This is a genomic window from Luteimonas colneyensis (genome assembly GCF_014836665.1).
In the GTDB taxonomy this organism is placed as follows: domain Bacteria; phylum Pseudomonadota; class Gammaproteobacteria; order Xanthomonadales; family Xanthomonadaceae; genus Luteimonas; species Luteimonas colneyensis.
The window spans coordinates 137,907-155,949 of the sequence record NZ_JACSQJ010000002.1 but is presented as its reverse complement, the minus strand read 5'-3'; the positions used below and the strand labels follow the sequence as shown (position 1 = coordinate 155,949).

The following is an 18,043-nucleotide window of genomic DNA, read 5'->3' as shown; positions in this document are numbered from 1 at the left end:
CGCTTCCCCGGTTGCCGAACATGACCCGACACGCACGCCCCTTCCTGGTCCTCGAGACCGGCCGTCCGGTGCCTTCGATGCGCCGCCACGGCGGGTTTCCACACTGGATCCGCACCGCCGCGGGACTGGCGCGCGGCGAGCTGGAAGCGGTGGACGTGCAGTCGGGCGACGTCCCGTCGTCGCACCGCGACTACGCCGGCGTGCTGGTCACCGGTTCCGGCGCGATGGTCAGCGACCGCGAGGCCTGGAGCGAGCGCGCCGCCGACTGGCTGCGCGACGCCGCCCACGACGGCGCCCACGTCTTCGGCATCTGCTACGGCCACCAGCTGCTGGCGCATGCGCTCGGCGGCGAGGTCGGCGACAACCCGCGCGGGCGCGAGATGGGCACGGTCGATATCGACTTGCATCCGCATGCCGGCGACGATCCGCTGTTCGCCGGGCTGCCCGCGCGCTTCGCCACCCAGTCCACCCACCTGCAGAGCGTGCTGGCGCCGCCGCCGGGCGCCACCGTGCTCGCCGCGTCCGCCCTCGACGACGCGCATGCCTTCCGCTGGGGCGCCGATGCCTGGGGCGTGCAGTTCCATCCCGAGTTCAGCGCCACGCACATGCGCGGCTACATCGCCGCACGCCGCGAGGCGCTGGCCGCCGAAGGCCGCGACGCGGCGGCGATGCACGACGCGGTGCGCGCGGCTCCCGACGCGCGCCGGGTGCTGCGCCGCTTCGTGCGCCGCGCACGCCGGCATGCCTGAGCCATCGGGTACGATGACGGCGTGGCGCCGCCACGCTGACAGACACCGCAACCGGGGAACGGGATGACGACACGCACGATGGGTCCGGCCGCGGGCTGGCGCTGGCTGATGGCCGCAGTGAACCTGGGCGGCAGCAATCCGAGGGCGATCTTCGGCGGCGCGGCGCTGCTGCTGGCGGTGGTGTTCGCGGCGGCGATGGTCCTGAGCGTGCTGCTCGCCCTCGTGATGCCCGAAGGCGGCGGCGCGCAGATGGCCGGCAGCGTGCTGGTCACCCTGCCGCTGCTCGCGCTGATGGCCGCGCTGATGGTCGGCTACCTGCGCCTGATCGACGCCGTCGAGGATGGGCGTCCCGCCACGGCGACGCAGGTCTTCTCGGGCTTCGCCGATCGCGGCGCCTGGATGCAGGCGGTGGTGATCCTGGTGGTGCTGGCGGTGCTGCAGTACCTGCTGATGGCCGGCGGCGTGATGCTGGTCGCGCCCGATGCCGGCCGCTGGTACCTCGAGAACATGGCCTCGGCGACGGCGGTCACGCCCGACCAGGTGGCGGAGATGCCCCCCGGCTTCGGCCGCCTGCTGGCGGTGGTGATGGTGGTCGGCGTGCTGACCTATGCGGCGCAGGCGCTCGCGCTGGGCCAGGTGGCGCTGCGCAACCGCGGCATTGGCGGGGCGCTGGCCGACGGTGCCGCCGGCGCCGTGCGCAACGTGCTGCCGCTGGTGGTGCTGATGCTGCTGGGCCTGGTGGCGATGCTGGTGTTCGGCCTGGTGATCGGCCTGCTGGCGGTGCTGTTCGGCGGCCTCGCCGGCGGCAGCGGCGCCGCGATGATGGTCGCCATGGTCATCGGCATCCCGGTCTACCTGCTGGTGGTGCTGGTGATGGTCGTGGTGAGCTTCGGCGTGATGTACGCCATGTGGCGCGACATCTGCGGCGACGGCGACCGCGACGGTGCCGGCCGCGACGACGGCAGCCGCGTCGCCGCCTGACGCCGGGCGGCCCTCAGCCCCATAGCGCGCGGTCCAGCGCGAGCCGCATCGACCCAGCCATCGCGGCCGCTGCCCAGGCGCTGGCCAGCAGCAGCGCGGCGGCCAGGACCCACAGCCAGGCCCTGGCCCATGATGGCAACGTTTCCGATGCCTCCGGCGCCAGCACGACGCGCGTCGCGCTGATGCGGTCGTGCAGCGTGGCGTGCGCGGGCGGCATGGCCGCGAGCAGATGGCCGAGGTTGAGGCTCAGCCACGACAGCGCACCCGCGAAGAAGCGCAGGAGCAGACGCCCGGTGCCGGGCGCGCTCCCGTCCGTCGTGGCGACGCGCAGCCCCAGTGCGCGTTTGCCGGGCGTGGCGCGCAGGGGCGAGCGCTCGAAGCCCACGCACCAGGCCAGGAACAGGGCGTTGAAGGCGATCAGGGGCGGGATGACGAGCGCGGCCAGTGCCGCCTGCACCGCGTCCGCCGCCGTGAGCAGCACTGGATCGCGCAGGGCGCCGCGGACGAGCACATAGAGCGCGCCCGCGCCGGACTCTCCGTACGCGCCGGTGACCGCGGCCGCCACCCGATGCGCGAGCGCCTCGACCAGCGACGCCCAGGCCGAAGCCAGCGCGTCCCCGCCAGTGCCCGGCGAGCGCCTGCGCAATGCCAGTGCCAACGAGGCCACGCCGACCGGCAGCGCATCCAGCGACCATGCCGCGCAGCGCCGCCAGAAGCCGGCCGGACGCATCAGTCCGTGCCCGCGTCGCCGGCCGCCGCCCCGCGCGGGGAGAGCATGCGCGAGGCCACGATCCCCGCCTCGTACAGCAGGCACATCGGGATCGCCAGCATCAGCTGCGAGATCACGTCCGGCGGGGTGATGATCGCCGCGAGGATGAAGATGCCCACGATCGCGTAGCCGCGCGCCTCCCGCAGCTGCGCCGGCGTCACCCAGCCCATCAGCACCAGGATCACCAGCGCCACCGGCAGTTCGAAGCTCAGGCCGAAGGCGAGGAAGATCACCAGCACGAAGTCGAGGTAGGCGTTGATGTCGGTCATCATCGCCACGCCTTCGGGCGTGACCATGGTGAGGAAGCCGAACACGGACGGCAGCACCACGAAGAAGGCGAAGGCGCAGCCGGCGTAGAACAGCAGCAGCGAACTCGCCAGCAGCGGCAGCGCCAGGTTCTTCTCCCGGCGGTACAGCCCCGGGGCCACGAAGGCCCAGGCCTGGTAGAGCAGCCAGGGCATGCTCAGCACCAGCGCGGCGAAGAACGCCAGCTTGAGCGGCGCGAAGAACGGCGAAGCGACCTCGACCGCGATCAGGTGCGCGCCCTCGGGCAGCTTGTCGACCAGCGGCTGCGACAGTCGCGCGTAGAGCTTGTTGGCGAACGGCAGCAGCGCGGCCAGCACCACGCCCAGGCCGACGATCCCGCGCAGGATGCGGGAGCGCAGCTCGAGCAGGTGGTCGAAGAGGTGGCCTTCGCCGTCAGCGCCGGCCATCGCCGTCTCCTTCGGGTGCAGCGTCGGCGTCGGTCGCCGGGAGCGGCGCGGTCGACGGCGGCCCGGGCATCGGGGCGTCGTCTTCGGCGGTGGCGTCCGGCGGCGCCGGCGGCGTGCCGGCCAGGTCGTCGCGCAGCGCCCGGAGCCCGCCGCGTGCGTCGGCCTCGGCCTTGCGCACGCCGGCATCCAGGTCATCCACGGCGCTGCGCGCCTGGCGCTCGAAATCGGTGGCCGAGGTGCGCACGGCGTCGAGGTTGCGCTTCAGCTCCTCGGCGGCCAGCTCGCGCTCGAGTTCGGAGCGCACCGAGTACCACTGCGCACGCGCGCGCCGCACCCACAGGCCGGCGAAGCGCGCGGCCTTCGGCAGCCGCTCCGGTCCGAGGACCACGAGCGCCACCAGGGCGATCAACAGCAGTTCGCTGAACCCGAGGTCGAACATGCCCGGACGCCGCGCCGGGGATCAGCGCTGGACGGAGTCGTTGTCGCGCTCGGCCTTGCGTTCGCCTTCGCGGGACTGGTCGCCGAGCTGGCCGGCGGGTTTGTCGTCCTCGTCGGCCATGCCCTTTTTGAAGCCCTTCACTGCCTCGCCGAGGTCGCGGCCGGCGCCGCGCAGGCGCTTGGTGCCGAAGATCAGCAGCACGACCACCAGGACGATGATCCAATGCCAGATGCTGAAACTGCCCATTGCCGCGAGTCCTGGATGTGTTCGGGGGCTCAGGATACCAAGTCGCCCGCGGTGCGGCCGCGGGCGACGGCGGGATCGCTCAGTCGATCGGGTCCGGCAGCGGCGCCGGCAGGTCGTCGGCCGGCAGCGGCTCGGACGTGACCGGTGACTCGTCGACCGGCTCGAACGTGCTTGGCGCCTGCGCCGGCGCGGTGCCGGTCCCGATCGGGGCCGTTTCCACCCGTGCCGCCGGGACGGAGGCGGGCGCCGGGGCGGCGGTGGCCGTGCGGGTGTGGGCCGCGCTGCCGTCGGTGCCGCGGTTGGCGCGGGCCAGCGCGGTGGCCTCCTCCAGGCTGTCGCGGAAGTCGACCAGCGCGGTCGACGGCTGGCCGGTGGCGCGGCCCTCGAAGATCATCCGTGGCGTGGTGTCGCGGCCGTAGGCGGCCTCGTTGGCCTCGTCGTCGATCGACAGCACCGCGCCGTCCAGGGCGATGCCCGCAAACAGGCCGCGCGCGCGCGACCACGACCAGATCTCGGCCTTGAGCTCGCCGTCGGTGGCGGTGGACGCGTTTCGGCCCACCGGGCCGGCGGCGACCGCGGCGTCGGCGCCCAGGGTGAACTTGCCGTTGACGATCGACTCCAGGCCGCGGTCGCTGCGGAACACCAGCACCACGTCGGAGGACTGCACGCCCGCCTGCAGGCCGATGCTGCCGCCGGTGAGCTTGATGAAGCTCGGGTTGGACCAGGTGCCCTCGGGGGTCTTCACCGACATCAGGCCGTGGCCGCGGCGGCCGCCGATCACCAGGCCGGCCTTGATGGTATCGGGCACGACCACGATCGCGCGGCCCTCGTCGAACAGCTTCTCGGGGATCGCCGACTCCGGGATCGCCTGGATGTCGGTGAGCACGCGCACCGCGTTGAGCGCGCGCGCGTCCTCGTCGGGGCCGGCGGCGGCGGGCGCGGCGGCCAGCGCGATGCACAGCGCGCTGGCGAGGACGGGCAGGCGGAGCAGGTGGCGCTTGGCGGTCATCGGGGACTCCGGACGGATGGTTGCTTGGGAGGATGCGCGGCGCGGCGCGCGCTGTCGACCGCGGTGCAGCGCCCCGAGGCTAGGCGCGTCGCGATGAATCGACGATGAGCCTCTGCGTTCCGCGCCGCGTGCGCGCGCGGTGGCCGCGCCGTCCGTACACTTGCCTGCACCGCTCGCCGACGCCAGCCCGTTCCAGATGACCGACACCACGCCCACCCCCCGCGACGTCCTGCTGCTGGCCAACCTCGGCACGCCTTCGGCGCCGACGCCGGAGGCGGTGTCGCGCTACCTCGGCGAGTTCCTCGCCGATCCCCGCGTGGTGCAGCTGCCGCGCCTGTTCTGGCTGCCGATGCTGCGCCTGGTGGTGCTGCCGCTGCGCTCGCGCCGGGTCGCGCACAACTACGGCGAGATCTGGATGGACGGCGGCTCGCCGCTGGAGGTGCACACGCGCCGGCTGGCCGCGGCCGTGCAGCCGCTGCTGCCGGGCGTGCACGTGGAGCACGTGATGCGCTACGGCGAACCCGCGCTCACCCGCCGCCTCCGCGAGCTGCGCGCGGAAGGCGCGCGCGTGCTGGTGCTGCCGCTCTATCCGCAGTACTCGACCACCACCACCGCCTCGATGGCCGACGTCATCGCGCGCGAGCTGCCGGCCGCGCGCATGGTCGAGGACTACCACGTCGATCCGGACTGGGTGCGGGCGGTCGCGGAGTCCATCCGCCGACACCGGGAGCACCACGGTCGCGGCGAGCGCCTGCTGTTCTCCTTCCACGGCATCCCGCAGCGCGTGGTCGACCAGGGTGATCCCTACGAGCGCCAGTGCCATGCCAGCGCACGCGCGATCGCCGCGGAGCTCGGGCTCGCGGATGGCGAGTGGCAGCTGACCTTCCAGTCGCGCTTCGGCGGCGGCAAGTGGCTGTCGCCGGCCACCGATGCCACCGTGCGCGCGCTGGCGGGCGAAGGCGTGAAGCGCATCGACGTCGTCTGCCCCGGCTTCTCGGCCGACTGCCTGGAGACGCTGGAGGAGATCTCGATGCAGAACGCCGGCTTCTTCCGCGAGGCCGGCGGCGAAACGCTGTCCTATATTCCCTGCCTCAACGACGAGCCGGCGCATGCGCGTGCGATCGCCGGCCTGGCGCAGCGCGGCTTCGACGCGTGGCGCTGACTCGAGGCTTCGAGCTCGCGCTGCCGGGCGGCACGGTGCGCGGACTGCGCGCCGGCGGCGGAGGCGGACGCCGGGTGCTGGCCCTGCACGGCTGGCTCGACAACGCCGCCAGCTTCGTGCCGCTGGCGCCGCACCTGCCGGGCCTCGACCTGGTGGTGCCGGACCTGCCCGGCCACGGCCGCAGCGATCACCTGCCGCGCGGCATGGACTATTCCTTCGCGGGCGCCGTGCACACCGTGCTCGACATCGCCGATGCCCTGGGCTGGGAGCGCTTCACCCTGCTCGGCCATTCGATGGGCGCGGGCATCGCCAGCCTGGTCACGGCGGCCTGCCCCGACCGCGTGGAGCGGCTGGTGGCGATCGAGGCGCTCGGCGCGCTGGCCGAAGTGCCCGGACGCACCGTCGAGCGCCTGCGCGAGGCGGTCGCCGCCACCCGCGCGCTGCCGGGCAAGCGCCTGCGCGTGTTCCCCGACCTCGAGCCGGCGGTGCGCGCGCGCATGAAGGCCAATGGCCTGACCGAAGCGGTGGCGCGGCTGCTGGTCGAGCGCGGCACGGACGCGGTGGAGGGCGGCTGGTGCTGGAGCAGCGACCCGCGCCTGACCCTGCCGACCATGGTGCGCATGACCGAGGCCCAGATCGAGGACCTGGTCGCCGGGATCACCTGCCCGGCGAAGATCGTGTTCGCCGATCCCGCCCAGCCCTACCTGCCCGATCCGGTGCGTCGTGCGCGGGCCGCCTTGCTGCCGGCGGGGGAGCTGGTCGTGCTGCGGGGCGGGCACCACCTGCACATGGAGCAGCCGGGCGAGGTTGCCGCCGCAATCGCGGGGTTCCTGCGCGGCTGAGCGGGTCGGCGCCGTCGGCGCCTACTGGCGTGGATCGGCGCGCAGCTGGATGCCGACCAGCACGGGGCCGTCCGCGTGCCGGGTGAAGGTGTACGTGGCTTCGCGCTCGCCCTGGCTGAAGCCCAGCATCGCGCTGTCGGCCTGCTGCATCGCCAGCGTCTGCGACCAGCCCTTGCCGGCCATCGACGCCCGCGTGGCCTCGAACATCGACGCCACCGCGCCGTCCGACTCCAGGTTCACCAGGCGCGCCCCGCCGACGTCCATCACGCTGGTGATGCCGTAGCTGGGCGGCAGGAAGAGGTCGTCGGGGAAGTCCGCGGGCAGGGCCACGCCGGCACCTGCGGTGATGACGGCCTCGCCGTCGGCGCTGGTGATGCGCAGGCGCTCGCCGTCCCGGTCGATGCCGACCTGCTGGCCGCTGGCGCGCTCGATGGCGGCTTCGGTGGCGGCGTCCGCGGCGCGCTGGCAGCCGGATGCGGCCAGCATGCCAAGGCCGGCAAGGATCAGGAGAGGCAGGGGATGGCGCATGCGTCGAGCCCGGTGGCGGTGTGCCTGACCGGTAGAACGCCCTCAGGCCGAGGGACCGGACAGCAGCCTGAGCATCGCCTTGATCCGGCGGCCATGGACCCGGAACCAGTCACGCTCGGTCCGCCAGTCGGGGAAGCGCGCTTCGACCTCGGCCCAGAACGCGGGCGAATGGTCGGCGTGGACCAGGTGGCAGAGCTCGTGGACCAGCACGTACTCGAAGGCCGAGGGCCGGCCCAGCACCAGCGAAAGATCCAGCGCCAGGGTGCCGTCCGGCGCGAGCGAGCCCCACTGCGAGGACATCGCCTTCAGCCGGATGCGCGCCGGCGCGCGCGGCAGCGCGGGCAGGTAGCGCGGCAGCCAGGCGCCGATGTCGGCCCGTGCTTCGCCCTCGTAGAAGTCGCGCAGCGCGCGCCGCAGCGCCGCATCACCGCCGCGGCCGGTGTGCCGGAAGACCAGGCCCTCGCCCTCGCGCATGACGCAGGCGTAGCGGCCCGGCTCCCAGCGCAGCGGCAGCATGGCCCCGCGGAGCGGCAGCGCGGGCGTCACGCCGCGCTCGAGCGGCTCGACCAGGTCGTCGATGGCGTGCGCGCGCAGCTGCGCGGCCAGCCAGTCGCGGTGCTGCTCGAGGAAGCGGGTCCCGGAGACCGCGCTCGCGCGCGGCGGCAGGGTCAGGCGCGCGCCGCGTTCGTCGACCGACAGCCGCAGCCGGCGCGCGCGCGGATCGCGCACGCGCACCACTTCGACTTCGGTGCCATCGTCCATCGTGAGCGCGACGATATCGCGCTTCACGTTGCGGGTGCCCGGTGCATCGGACTTCGTGAGCAGCAGGCGGAGCAGGGACGACATATGACGATTCTACCGTGACGCATCCACGCGCAGACGTTCAGGCATCCACGCGCGACAGCTTGAGCGCCGGCTCCAGGATCTCGAACAGCCTGCGCACTTCCGCCGACATCAGCACGAAGCGCGCGTCCAGTTCGGCGCGCATGTCGTCGTGGTCGCCGCCCTCGAGCTGGTCGACTGCGCCGTCGAGGAACTTGAGCTTGCGCACCACCAGGTCCTCGCCGAGGACGAACGACACGTGGTCGTCGAGCACCAGCGCCAGCTTCGTCACCTGCTTGCCGGCCTCGAGGTGGTGGCTGATCTCGTCGCTGCCCAGGTCATGGCGCTGGCACTTCACCACCGCGCCGGTGTCGTTGCCGTCCTTGAGCTCGCATTCCTCGCCCAGCGAGATTCCGTCGGGCAGCGGCTCGCCGGCGATCCAGCCGGTCAGCACGCTGCGCGGCGCGATTTCCGCGTTCGCCGGCAGGGCCGGGAAGCTGCCCAGGGCCTGGCGCAGCGCCGACACCACCGCTTCGGCGCTCTTGCGCGAGGAGGTGTCGACGATGCACAGGCCGTGCTTGAGGTCGAGCAGTGCGTCGGTGCGCGAGGGGCGGACGAAGGCGCGCGGCAGCAGCTCGTGCACCAGCTCGTCCTTCATGCGCTTGCGCGCGCGGCCGCCGGGGCGGCGACCTTCGCGCTCCTCGGCCTCGTCGAGCTTGCGCGCGAGCATGTCGTTGACCACGGCCGCCGGCAGCAGCCGGTCCTCGCCGCCCACCGCCACCCAGGCGGCGTCGCCGACGCGGTGCGAGAGCGCCTCGGCGTCGCGACCCAGCGCGGGCACGAAGCCGCGGGAGGACAGCTCGAGCGGTCCGACCGGCTTGAGGGGATGGTTGGCCAGGGCCTCCTCGAGGCCTTCGAGATCGAGCGAGACGGGGAAGCGGAACAGGGTCAGGTTGCGGAAGAACATGGGAGTGGGTGCCTGGTCGGGGAAGGGGTCAGCATGGGCGCGCCGCGTGCGGTCGACGCGCCGGCGGCCCGCGAAAGCGGGTCGGGAACTTCAGGGCGGCGGCATCAGGCGGGGGTGCGGCGTGGCGCGGCGTCGCCGGCTCCGTCGGCATGGAGCGCGTCGTGCGGCTCGCCGGCGAGCCAGCCGTGGGCATCGGCGGTGGCCGCGGCCTCGCGGTGGCCGAGGCCGAGGAAGTCGAACAGCTTCGGATCCGCCAGCTGCGAGGGCCGGATGTCGCCGAGCGCGCGCGCGATCTGGTCGATGCGCCCGGGCGATTCGCGCTCCCACTCGCGCATCATCCGCTGCACCTGCTTGCGCTGCAGGTTCTCCTGCGAGCCGCAGAGGTTGCAGGGGATGATCGGGAAGGCCTTCGCCTCGGCATAGGCGGCGATGTCGTCCTCGCGCACGTAGGCCAGCGGGCGGATCACCACGTGGCGGCCGTCGTCGGAGAGCAGCTTGGGCGGCATGCCGCTGAGCTTGGCGTGGAAGAACAGGTTGAGGAAGAAGGTCGCCACCATGTCGTCGCGGTGGTGGCCCAGCGCGATGCGGGTGTAGCCGTGCTCGGCGGCGTACGTGTACAGCGCGCCGCGGCGCAGGCGCGAGCACAGCGAGCACATGGTCTTGCCCTCGGGCACCACGCGCGAAACCACCGAATACGTGTCCTGCTCGATGATGTGGTGGTCCACGCCGAGCGAGCGCAGGTACTCGGGAAGCACGTGCTCCGGGAAGCCGGGCTGCTTCTGGTCGAGGTTGACCGCGGTGATCGAGAACGACACCGGCGCCTTCTTCTGCAGCTGCAGCAGGACGTCGAGCATCGTGTAGCTGTCCTTGCCGCCGGACAGGCACACCATCACCCTGTCGCCGTCCTCGATCATGCCGAAATCGGCGATGGCGCGACCGACCTGGTGGCGCAGGCGCTTGCCCAGGCGCTGTGCCTCGTGGGCGGTGCGGCGGGCGCGGGGCGCGGGTTCGGCGAGGGGCAGGACGATGCTCATGGCGTGCATTTTAGCCGGCCGCGTGTACCCTCGCGGAATGCATCCCACCGACCCGGCAGAGCAGGCCCGACTGAACGCGCGGCTGCATGAACTCCGGACCGAGCATCGCGGACTCGACGCCGCGGTGGCGCGGCTGCAGCTCGATGCGGGCGCCGACGAGCTGCTGGTCAAGCGCCTCAAGAAGCGCAAGCTGCAGCTGAAGGACTGCATCGAGCGGCTGGAGTCCGCGCTGATTCCCGACGAGCCGGCCTGAAGCGGCGAGGGTGCGATTCGCCGGATCCCGGTTCAGGGCAACCAGAGCCGGCGCCGGGTCAGTGCGCTGGCGGTGAGGTCGACCACGTGGCCGCTGTCGTCGAACTCGACCTGGATCTCGTCGAAGCTGCTCAGCCAGTAGCGCCACACGGGGGCATCGAGATCGGGATTCTCGCTGCTGATTGGCCAGCCCAGCGACATGCGCACCTGTTCACGGGTCATCCCGGGCGTGACCTGGCCGGCCTCGATGGCCTGGCGGATGTGCGCGGGGAAGCTCGCTGCGGCCACGCGCGGATCCTCGGCGAGCACGTAGCGGGCCACGAAGGCGGCTTCGTCGAGATCGCGGCTGTAGTGGTTCTCCAGCACGTAGCGCTCGCCACCGATGCGCATCCGGAGCTTGCGGGCACTTTGTCCCGTCAACGCCACCGGGCTGCCGAAGGCGAGGATGCGGTCGCCTTCGTTCACGTAATTGATGTCGTAGGCCTCGCCGTCATAGGCGCGCATGTTGCAGCACAGGTAGCCGTTGGGCGTGTCGGCCTGCCGGCCACGCGCCTGCGCATCGACCGGGGTTGCAGCGGCTGCGATGACCGTGGCGGCGAGCGCCAGGCCGAGGATGCGGATACGCATGGAGGACTCCGTGACAGGTCTGAGGCGGACGCGATTGTGCCGCAAGCTGGCCGCCGGCGGTGACGGGTCCGCGAGCGGGCGTCCCCCGGCGCCCCTCAACCCTGCCCGGGAGGCCTGGCGTCGTCGTCGGTTCCTTCGACGGGCCGCGCAGCCTCGGGGCTGATCTTCTCGATCGTGTGCCGCAGCTCGCGGCCGAGGATGATCTTGGCGTCGCGCGCGAAGCCCGACAGGCGCTCGTCGAAGGCCAGCTTGCTGTTCCGGTCCAGCTTCACCAGCCCCAGTTCGCGCAGCTTCTGGATGAAGCCGCGGAACAGGGCCTTGTCGAAGAACTCGGGTGCCGCCGGCGCGTACAGCAGCGACAGCCGCTGCGCGGCGAGCTGGCACAGGCCTTCCAGTTCGCCGGCGCCGAGCGTGCCGCTACCGTTCTTGGCCAGTACCGAGATCGCGATGTAGTAGCGCTCGAAGGCCTGCTGCAGCGGATGCCCGATCGCGCGCAGGCGGAAGACCTCGTCCGACTGCCCGGCGTGGCGGGCCAGGATGCCGCCATCGTCGACGCTGACCTGCTCGAGCAGGCCCTCGCGGATGAAGAGCTCGATGGTGGCGTCGATGCGCGCGGCGAAGCCATCCTCGTCCCAGGGCAGGAACAGCTCGCCCTGCAGGAACGGGTACATCGTGCGGCCGATGCGCAGCAGGGTGTCGCGCGACATGCGCCGGTTGTGCAGGAAGCAGCAGGCAATCCACGCCGAGGCCGTGAACAGGTGGACGACGTTGTTGCGGAAGTAGGACAGCAGCACCGCGGTGTCGCCGTCCACGCGCAGCACGTCGCCCAGCGGGTGCGCCACGCGGTGGAGCACGCCGATCTCCTCGCCGTGGGCGATGATCTGCGCCGGCGAGTGCGGGGTCACCGTCACCAGCGCGCTGTAGGGCACTTCGGCCAGCAGCTTCTTCGACAGCAGGATCTGCGCGGTCAGGTCGGCTTCGCCCATGGCGTGCTTGGGCGTGGACAGCAGCGACATCGCCAGCAGGTTGATCGGGTTGACGTCGGCGGCGGAGTTGACGCGCTCCTGGATGCGCTGCGCGGTGGCGTCCACGGTGGTCGACAGCCAGGCGGGCTTGTCCTCGTCCGACAGCGGCTTGCCGTCCCACTCGCTCGCGTGTTCGGCGAGCATGTCGGACAGCGCGATCGGCTCGCCGAAGTTCACCACCACCTGGCCGTAGTTCTGCCGCAGCACCTTGGGGATGCCCCAGAGCAGGGCCCAGATCGACTCCTTCTCCTTGGGCTTGCCGCTGAGTTCGTCGAGGTAGCTGCCGCCCTCCATCAGCTTCTCGTAGCCGATGTAGACCGGCTGGAACAGCACCGGGCGCGTGGGCTGGCGCAGGAAGCCGCGCACGGTCATCGCGACCATTCCGCCCTTGGGCTGCAGCAGCCGGCCGGTGCGCGAGCGGCCGCCCTCGATGAAGTACTCGATCGAATAGCCGCCGGCCACCAGCTGCGCCACGTACTCCGTGAACACCGCCGAATACAGCGCGTTGCCGCGGAAGCTGCGGCGGATGAAGAACGCGCCGCCCTTGCGCAGGATGGTGCCGATCACCGGCAGGTTGAGGTTGATGCCGGCGGCGATGTGCGGCGGCACGATGCCGCGCGTGTACAGCAGGTAGCTCAGCAGCAGGTAGTCCATGTGGCTGCGGTGGCAGGGCACGTAGACCACTTCGTTTCCGGGCGCGACCGCCTTGAGCTGGTCGAGGTGGTGCACCAGCACGCCGCGGAAGATGCGGTTCCAGACCGTGGTCAGCAGGAAGCTGGCCGAGCGCACCACCGGGTGCGAGTAGTCGGCGGCGATCTCGTAGGCGTAGCCGTGGGCCTTCTTCCAGGCTTCGGCCTGGGCCTTCGCGGCGTCGCCGCCCTCGCGCCGCGCCTGGTCGGCGATGGCCTCGCGCACCGGCGTCGACGACAGCACCTTGTCCACCAGCAGGCGGCGCGTCGACAGGTCGGGGCCGATGACCGCGGCGCGGATGCGGTTGAAGTGGGTGCGCAGCAGGCGCGAGAGCTTGCGTACCTCGCGCTCGGGCTCCAGGCCTTCGGCGACGATGTCGCGCACCGCCACCGGGGGCGCGAAGCGCACCAGCGTATCGCGGCCGTTGAGCATGATCGCCAGCAGGCGCCGGAAGCGTCCGACCAGGGCCCAGTTCTCGGAGAACAGCACCGAGAACCAGCCACTGTTCTTGTCCGGCGCGCGGCCCACGAAGATCGAGACCGGCACCAGCTGCATGTCCAGCGCCGGATCGCCGCGGTGGGCCTCGAGCAGGCGCGCCAGCGAGTCGGAATGGCTCTTCTTCTTCTCCGGCCTGCGCTGGGTGGCGATCTGGGTGGCCAGCGCCAGGGCGCTGCCGGCGTTGCGGCGCGACAGCGCGACGTAGGCGCGGCGGCGTCCGAGCGGATCGCCCGCCAGCGGCACCAGCGGCGAGGGCAGGCCGGCCTCGCGGCAGGCGCGCTCGAGGATCAGGGCGTTGGACAGGCCGTAGTCCTCGAGCACGTAGCAGACCGGACGCTCGTCGATGTCGCTGCCGGGCGCCTGCGGCTCGATGCTGAGATCGATCCAGGGCGACAGGACGCGCCCGAGCAGGCGCGCCCACCACGGTGCGGCGCGGCGGGCCGGCGGGCGGGGACGGCGCGGACCGCCCGCCGGCACCGTGGATTCCAGGGTCGGAAGGGACGGGTCGGCGCCATCGGGGCCGGCGTCGGCAGCGCCCGCGGCGCGGTGTTCGAACAGGGAAGGCTGGTTGGGCATCGTCGGCATTATGCCAATGGGGGGGCGACGCCACGTGCCGGCGCGCGGCGGCGCTCAGGGGGCGGCGACGGGTTCCGGCGGGGCGGTGGCGGCCGGCGCAGGCGTGGCCGGCACGTCCGGCTGGCCGTCGACGGGGGCGCCGGCGGCCTCGCGGGCGTGGCGGAGATAGTCGGACAGGTACCAGCGGCCATCGATGCGCTCCATGTCGAGCACGGTGTCGATGGCGCTGCCGGCCAGCGTGTAGCGCAGGCGCACCGTGGCACGGTCGCCCTGCTGGACCTGCAGGCTGGCCTGGGCGCCGTCGAGCGCGGCATCGAGGTCGAGGCCGTAGCCGGCCAGTACGGCCCGGGCTTCGAGCGAGAACGCGCCCACGCGCTGCAGCGACGCGTCCATGCCGGCCGCGGCGATGCCTTCGGCGCTGGTCGGGCCCGCGGCGCGGGCGGCGGCCGCCAGGCGGGGAATGGCGGCGTGGGCCAGCGCGGGTTCGCCCAGTGGCGCCTTCGCGGCCCACTGCGCCACGGCGGTCACGAGCTGCGCGTAGTGGTCGCGCTCGCCCTCGCTGAAGTCGCCCTGGTGCTCGACGTACTGGACGCCGAACAGGCCCAGGGTGGCGGCGGCGGCGCGGATCTCGCGGGTGGCGTTGGCGAACTGGCGATCGAAGCCCGCCGCCAGCGTGGTCTCGGCATCCGGGGCCGCCAGTGCCGTCATGACCTCGGGCAGCCGGTCGGAGAAGGCCAGCTCGTCCAGCGGCCAGCGCGTGCGGCCGGCGCGCCAGGCGGCTTCGAGGCGGGCATGGAGCGGCGGCGGCACGGCATCGCGCGCGAAGGCGGAGAAGTCGCCGCGGCGCATGTGTCCGGTCAGCGCCTGCACGGCGAGCGCGGGCCGGCCGAGATCACTCCCCGTCCGGGCCTCGGGGGCCGACGGGACCGGGCGGCAGGCGGCGAGCAGGCCCGCCAGCGCCGCGGCGGCCAGCAGCGACCGCAGGATTGTCGGCATCTGCATCGCATCCCCTCCCCGGGAGGCAGGGCGCATCTTGGCCGCGGGCGCTGGCCCCCGGCAAGCCAAGGCGGTCACAGGTCACGGAGGACCCAGTCGTGCGCGGTCGTCGCCGGCGCACCGGTCGCGGCGGCCGCCACGCGCTCGGGCGCTTCGCCCGCGGCCCACGCGGCGGCGATCGCGGCCAGGCGCTCGCGGGTGGCGCGGGTATAGGCGCCCTCGAGCTCGTTCTGGGCATCGGCGGCGAGCTTCTGCGGGTACAGCCTTCGCGCCTCCTCGCTGCGGTTGAGCATCGTGATCAACCGCGCCAGGCTGCCGCGGAATCCCTCCGCCGTAAGCGCCGTGCGTTGGGTCCGCTGCAGGTGCCAGACCACCAGGTACTCGACCGGACCCAGCATGCGCCGGGGCGTGGCGCCGAAGAAGTGGCCCGACAGCGCGCTGGCCGCCACCGGAGCGCCGTGCTCGGGCAGGCCGGTGGCACCCCAGGAGCTGAGTGCGCCGCCGGGCAGGTCCATGCGCCGCAGGGCGGTGCCGAAGGTGTCGGCGAGCAGGCGTTGTGCGTGCTCGTCGTCGCTTTCGGCCACGACGCCGACGATCCGCAGAAACAGCGGGTACTGCTCTTCGCCGAGACGGCGCACCAGGCGCTTGAGCACGGCGAGGCGGTACTCCGGATCGGCATGCGCGGAGAGCGCCGATACCAGCCGGTCGGCGGCGGTGCGCAGGGCTTCGGGGGTGGGCAGCGGTTCGGTCATGGCCGCGACATTATCGCGGCTGGACGACGCTGGCGGGCGTCAGCTGAATACGCCGAGGATGGCGTCGACGGCGCTTTCGGCGGCCTGCGCCAGCGGCAGTGCGGCCAGGCCGCCTTCCAGGCCGCGGTCGCCGGAGAGCATCCGGGGGCCGGTGCCGTCCCAAGCCGGCGCCGCGAGCACCCGTTCCCCGGCATCGGCAAGCGCGGTCGGCGTCGCCTCGACGTCGGCCGCGTGCTGGCTGCCCTGGACCTCGTGCGCATCGCCACCCTGCTGGCGACGCAGGTCGTCCAGTTGTCCGTCGATCCGGTGGAGGCCGGAGGCGAGGCTGAGGTGGGAGTCGGGTCCGATGGTGCTCATGCTGCGTGGCTGTCGGGGGGATTGCGGGCGATGGAGCGACTGTATCGCCGCAGGGGCTGCCTGCCACCTCGGGGCGACCCTAGTGGGCGCCCTCCGTTCAGGCGGCAGTGGCCATGACCGCTCCGCGTGCGCATGCTAGCGTGCCCGCGCGAACACCCGGAAGGATGCGATGGCGAAGGACCAGGGCGCCGACAAGACCGAGCAGCCGACCGCGAAGAAGCTCCGCGACGCCCGCAAGGACGCCAACGTCAGCAAGAGCAAGGAGCTCACCAGCACCGTGCTGGTGCTCGGCTGGCTGGTCGGCGGCTGGATGATGCTCGGCTTCATGTGGGGCCGGCTGGAGGCGCTGTTCAACGCGAGCTTCGACGCCATCGGCACGCCCTTCGCCGAGGCTGCGCCGGTGCTCGGCCGGCAGGCCTTCGACACCCTGGTCGCGATGACCGTGCCGTTGCTGCTGCTGGCGCTGTTCCTCGGCGTGGTGGTCGAGTTCCTGCAGGTCGGCCCGGTGGCGAGCATGAAGAAGCTCACGCCCGACGCCTCGAAGCTCAATCCCGTCGAGGGCATCAAGAAGATGTTCTCGATGGACAACCTGGTCGAGCTGGTGAAGGCGTTCTTCAAGAGCGTGGCGCTGATCTTCATCGGCGGCGTGGTGCTGTACGGCATGCGCTTCAGCCTCATGGCCCTGCCGTTCGCGCCGCCCGAGGCCATGGGCACGGCGATCTGGCACGGCCTGCTGCGCATCGGCATCTGGACCATCGGCGTGTTCTTCTTCGTGTCGGTGCTGGACGCGTGGTACCAGAAGTTCTCCTACCTGAAGCAGCTGCGCATGAGCCGCCGCGACATCAAGCAGGAGGTCAAGGAGAACGAGGGCGACCCCTACGTGAAGCAGCGGCGCAAGCAGCTGCACCAGGAGTGGTCCCAGCAGAACATGCTCAATGCCGTGAGGGGATCGAACGTCGTGGTGACCAACCCAACCCACATCGCCGTCGCGCTGCAGTTCGAGGACGGCGTCACCGACCTGCCCGTGGTCGTGGCCAAGGGCGAGGGCGCCGAGGCCGAGGAGATCAAGCGCGTCGCCGAGGAGGCCGGCGTGCCGGTCCTGCAGAACATCCCGCTGGCGCGCGGGCTGCACGAGAAAGTGGAGGTCGACGACTACATCGGCAGCGAGTTCTTCGACGCGGTGGCCGAAGTGCTGTTCTGGGCCGAGGGTATCCGCCGCGGCGAGTGATCAGCCCAGCGCCTGGCGCAGCAGGCCCAGCAGGTGGCGGTTGCTGCCGAGGCGCTCGAGCAGGATCTCGACGTAGATGCCCAGCAGGAGCAGGATCATGGCCGTGGCCAGCCAGGCCTTGATCGGCAGCGTCAGCGCGAACACGTTCAGCTGCGGCGCGTAGCGGTTCACCAGGCCGAACGACAGGTCGATGATCAGCAGCACCACCATCACCGGCGCCGCCATCACCAGCACCGTGGTCATCATGAAGTTGAACTGGCCGACGAAGAGGTTCATGCCCACCGCCGGCAGATCGGGGAAATACGAGGTCACCGGCCACAGCGCGTAGCTGGACATCAGGATGTCCATGAACACCAGGAAGGCGCCGCTGGCCATGAACAGCCAGGTGGCCAGCTGCGACAGGAACTCGCCATGCAGCGTCACCTGGTGGCCCTGGATGGGATCGAAGATCTGTGCCATCGACATGCCGACCTGGGTGTCGATCACGCCGCCGACGGCGGAAACCGCCCAGAACACGATGCCGAAGGTGAAGCCGATCGAGACGCCGATGAACACCTCCTTGAGGATGATCATCGGCCACTCGATCGTGCCCAGGTTGTCCATCGGCGTGCCCGCCAGCGCCGCCGGGAGGACCATGATCCCGAGGCTGACCATGAAGCTGTTGCGCACCATCGGCGGCACCGTCTCCTGCGTCATCAGCGGCAGCATCAGGAACGCGCCGATGACGCGCGGCAGCACCAGCGCCAGCGCCAGCAGGGGATTGCCGAGGAGCTCGAACACC

21 protein-coding genes are annotated in these 18,043 nt (G+C 72.0%); 6 read left to right on the top strand and 15 right to left on the bottom strand.

Features of this window, described 5'->3' with window-relative positions; all coding sequences use genetic code 11:
- Positions 1-20 precede the first annotated feature (20 nt).
- Both H9645_RS04825 and H9645_RS04820 read left to right on the top strand, forming a co-directional pair.
- The gene (locus H9645_RS04825; protein ID WP_191728606.1) at positions 21-749 is read left to right on the top strand and encodes a glutamine amidotransferase; all 729 of its coding nucleotides are present in this window, start codon (positions 21-23) and stop codon (positions 747-749) included.
- 63 nt (positions 750-812) lie between these two features.
- A complete protein-coding gene (locus H9645_RS04820; RefSeq protein WP_191728605.1) occupies positions 813-1,730 on the top strand; it encodes a hypothetical protein in 918 nt (305 codons plus the stop codon).
- A gap of 13 nt (positions 1,731-1,743) precedes the next feature.
- On the opposite strand, the gene H9645_RS04815 is transcribed toward H9645_RS04820, so the two are convergent.
- From H9645_RS04815 to H9645_RS04795, 5 genes are all read right to left on the bottom strand, one after another.
- Positions 1,744-2,460, bottom strand: coding sequence for an RDD family protein (locus H9645_RS04815; RefSeq protein WP_191728604.1), 717 nt, complete (start codon positions 2,458-2,460; stop codon positions 1,744-1,746).
- Positions 2,460-3,212, bottom strand: coding sequence for a twin-arginine translocase subunit TatC (tatC, locus tag H9645_RS04810; protein ID WP_191728603.1), 753 nt, complete (start codon positions 3,210-3,212; stop codon positions 2,460-2,462). Before tatC ends, H9645_RS04815 begins: the two co-directional genes overlap by 1 nt.
- Positions 3,199-3,651, bottom strand: coding sequence for a Sec-independent protein translocase protein TatB (tatB, locus tag H9645_RS04805; RefSeq protein ID WP_191728602.1), 453 nt, complete (start codon positions 3,649-3,651; stop codon positions 3,199-3,201). Before tatB ends, tatC begins: the two co-directional genes overlap by 14 nt.
- A gap of 21 nt (positions 3,652-3,672) precedes the next feature.
- On the bottom strand, positions 3,673-3,897 hold the full coding sequence (gene tatA / locus H9645_RS04800; protein ID WP_191728601.1) for a Sec-independent protein translocase subunit TatA: 225 nt from the start codon (positions 3,895-3,897) through the stop codon (positions 3,673-3,675).
- 79 nt (positions 3,898-3,976) lie between these two features.
- Positions 3,977-4,906 (bottom strand): lipid-binding SYLF domain-containing protein, encoded by a 930-nt coding sequence (locus H9645_RS04795; RefSeq protein ID WP_191728600.1) that lies wholly within the window; start codon positions 4,904-4,906, stop codon positions 3,977-3,979.
- A gap of 196 nt (positions 4,907-5,102) precedes the next feature.
- Here H9645_RS04795 and hemH point away from each other — a divergent pair, with 196 nt between their 5' ends.
- Complete coding sequence (gene hemH, locus H9645_RS04790; protein ID WP_191728959.1) at positions 5,103-6,068, top strand: ferrochelatase; 966 nt, start codon at positions 5,103-5,105, stop codon at positions 6,066-6,068.
- Complete coding sequence (locus H9645_RS04785; protein WP_191728958.1) at positions 6,065-6,910, top strand: alpha/beta fold hydrolase; 846 nt, start codon at positions 6,065-6,067, stop codon at positions 6,908-6,910. Before hemH ends, H9645_RS04785 begins: the two co-directional genes overlap by 4 nt.
- Before the next feature lie 21 nt (positions 6,911-6,931).
- On the opposite strand, the gene H9645_RS04780 is transcribed toward H9645_RS04785, so the two are convergent.
- The 4 genes from H9645_RS04780 to ttcA form a co-directional block, all read right to left on the bottom strand.
- Positions 6,932-7,438, bottom strand: coding sequence for a hypothetical protein (locus H9645_RS04780; protein ID WP_191728599.1), 507 nt, complete (start codon positions 7,436-7,438; stop codon positions 6,932-6,934).
- Positions 7,439-7,480: 42 nt separating this feature from the next.
- Positions 7,481-8,284 (bottom strand): M48 family metallopeptidase, encoded by an 804-nt coding sequence (locus H9645_RS04775; RefSeq protein ID WP_191728598.1) that lies wholly within the window; start codon positions 8,282-8,284, stop codon positions 7,481-7,483.
- 37 nt (positions 8,285-8,321) lie between these two features.
- Entirely contained in the window at positions 8,322-9,227 is a 906-nt protein-coding gene (locus H9645_RS04770) for a recombination-associated protein RdgC (protein ID WP_191728597.1), read from the bottom strand.
- A 104-nt stretch (positions 9,228-9,331) separates the two neighbouring features.
- Complete coding sequence (ttcA, locus tag H9645_RS04765; protein ID WP_191728596.1) at positions 9,332-10,270, bottom strand: tRNA 2-thiocytidine(32) synthetase TtcA; 939 nt, start codon at positions 10,268-10,270, stop codon at positions 9,332-9,334.
- Between the two features lie 28 nt (positions 10,271-10,298).
- On the opposite strand from ttcA, the gene H9645_RS04760 reads away from it, so the two are divergent.
- Positions 10,299-10,514 carry a YdcH family protein gene (locus H9645_RS04760; RefSeq protein WP_191728595.1) on the top strand — a complete coding sequence of 72 codons (216 nt, stop codon included), beginning with the start codon at positions 10,299-10,301 and terminating at the stop codon, positions 10,512-10,514.
- Between the two features lie 32 nt (positions 10,515-10,546).
- Here the strand turns inward: H9645_RS04760 and bamE are convergent, their stop codons facing one another.
- From bamE to H9645_RS04735, 5 genes are all read right to left on the bottom strand, one after another.
- The gene (gene bamE, locus H9645_RS04755; protein ID WP_191728594.1) at positions 10,547-11,140 is read right to left on the bottom strand and encodes an outer membrane protein assembly factor BamE domain-containing protein; all 594 of its coding nucleotides are present in this window, start codon (positions 11,138-11,140) and stop codon (positions 10,547-10,549) included.
- Positions 11,141-11,235: 95 nt separating this feature from the next.
- A complete protein-coding gene (plsB, locus tag H9645_RS04750) occupies positions 11,236-13,842 on the bottom strand; it encodes a glycerol-3-phosphate 1-O-acyltransferase PlsB (RefSeq protein ID WP_425490212.1) in 2,607 nt (868 codons plus the stop codon).
- A gap of 141 nt (positions 13,843-13,983) precedes the next feature.
- Positions 13,984-14,925 (bottom strand): hypothetical protein, encoded by a 942-nt coding sequence (locus H9645_RS04745; RefSeq protein WP_191728592.1) that lies wholly within the window; start codon positions 14,923-14,925, stop codon positions 13,984-13,986.
- Between the two features lie 74 nt (positions 14,926-14,999).
- Positions 15,000-15,677 carry a hypothetical protein gene (locus H9645_RS04740; RefSeq protein WP_191728591.1) on the bottom strand — a complete coding sequence of 226 codons (678 nt, stop codon included), beginning with the start codon at positions 15,675-15,677 and terminating at the stop codon, positions 15,000-15,002.
- A gap of 39 nt (positions 15,678-15,716) precedes the next feature.
- Positions 15,717-16,034, bottom strand: coding sequence for a hypothetical protein (locus H9645_RS04735; protein WP_191728590.1), 318 nt, complete (start codon positions 16,032-16,034; stop codon positions 15,717-15,719).
- Positions 16,035-16,203: 169 nt separating this feature from the next.
- On the opposite strand from H9645_RS04735, the gene sctU reads away from it, so the two are divergent.
- Entirely contained in the window at positions 16,204-17,262 is a 1,059-nt protein-coding gene (gene sctU, locus H9645_RS04730; protein ID WP_191728589.1) for a type III secretion system export apparatus subunit SctU, read from the top strand.
- On the opposite strand, the gene sctT is transcribed toward sctU, so the two are convergent.
- Positions 17,263-18,042, bottom strand: coding sequence for a type III secretion system export apparatus subunit SctT (sctT, locus tag H9645_RS04725; RefSeq protein ID WP_191728588.1), 780 nt, complete (start codon positions 18,040-18,042; stop codon positions 17,263-17,265).
- Between the last annotated feature and the right edge of the window lies 1 nt (position 18,043).

Excerpts from the sequence above, each read along its gene's own strand:
- H9645_RS04770 (WP_191728597.1), bottom strand. The coding sequence starts at position 9,227 with ATGTTCTTCCGCAACCTGACCCTGTTCCGCTTCCCCGTCTCGCTCGAT.
- bamE (WP_191728594.1), bottom strand. The coding sequence starts at position 11,140 with ATGCGTATCCGCATCCTCGGCCTGGCGCTCGCCGCCACGGTCATCGCA.
- H9645_RS04740 (WP_191728591.1), bottom strand. The coding sequence starts at position 15,677 with ATGACCGAACCGCTGCCCACCCCCGAAGCCCTGCGCACCGCCGCCGAC.
- tatC (WP_191728603.1), bottom strand. The coding sequence starts at position 3,212 with ATGGCCGGCGCTGACGGCGAAGGCCACCTCTTCGACCACCTGCTCGAG.
- hemH (WP_191728959.1), top strand. The coding sequence starts at position 5,103 with ATGACCGACACCACGCCCACCCCCCGCGACGTCCTGCTGCTGGCCAAC.
- tatA (WP_191728601.1), bottom strand. The coding sequence starts at position 3,897 with ATGGGCAGTTTCAGCATCTGGCATTGGATCATCGTCCTGGTGGTCGTG.
- H9645_RS04820 (WP_191728605.1), top strand. The coding sequence starts at position 813 with ATGACGACACGCACGATGGGTCCGGCCGCGGGCTGGCGCTGGCTGATG.
- sctU (WP_191728589.1), top strand. The coding sequence starts at position 16,204 with ATGGCGAAGGACCAGGGCGCCGACAAGACCGAGCAGCCGACCGCGAAG.
- H9645_RS04780 (WP_191728599.1), bottom strand. The coding sequence starts at position 7,438 with ATGCGCCATCCCCTGCCTCTCCTGATCCTTGCCGGCCTTGGCATGCTG.
- H9645_RS04775 (WP_191728598.1), bottom strand. The coding sequence starts at position 8,284 with ATGTCGTCCCTGCTCCGCCTGCTGCTCACGAAGTCCGATGCACCGGGC.
- H9645_RS04825 (WP_191728606.1), top strand. The coding sequence starts at position 21 with ATGACCCGACACGCACGCCCCTTCCTGGTCCTCGAGACCGGCCGTCCG.
- ttcA (WP_191728596.1), bottom strand. The coding sequence starts at position 10,270 with ATGCACGCCATGAGCATCGTCCTGCCCCTCGCCGAACCCGCGCCCCGC.
- H9645_RS04735 (WP_191728590.1), bottom strand. The coding sequence starts at position 16,034 with ATGAGCACCATCGGACCCGACTCCCACCTCAGCCTCGCCTCCGGCCTC.
- H9645_RS04760 (WP_191728595.1), top strand. The coding sequence starts at position 10,299 with ATGCATCCCACCGACCCGGCAGAGCAGGCCCGACTGAACGCGCGGCTG.
- H9645_RS04745 (WP_191728592.1), bottom strand. The coding sequence starts at position 14,925 with ATGCCGACAATCCTGCGGTCGCTGCTGGCCGCCGCGGCGCTGGCGGGC.
- H9645_RS04815 (WP_191728604.1), bottom strand. The coding sequence starts at position 2,460 with ATGCGTCCGGCCGGCTTCTGGCGGCGCTGCGCGGCATGGTCGCTGGAT.
- H9645_RS04795 (WP_191728600.1), bottom strand. The coding sequence starts at position 4,906 with ATGACCGCCAAGCGCCACCTGCTCCGCCTGCCCGTCCTCGCCAGCGCG.
- tatB (WP_191728602.1), bottom strand. The coding sequence starts at position 3,651 with ATGTTCGACCTCGGGTTCAGCGAACTGCTGTTGATCGCCCTGGTGGCG.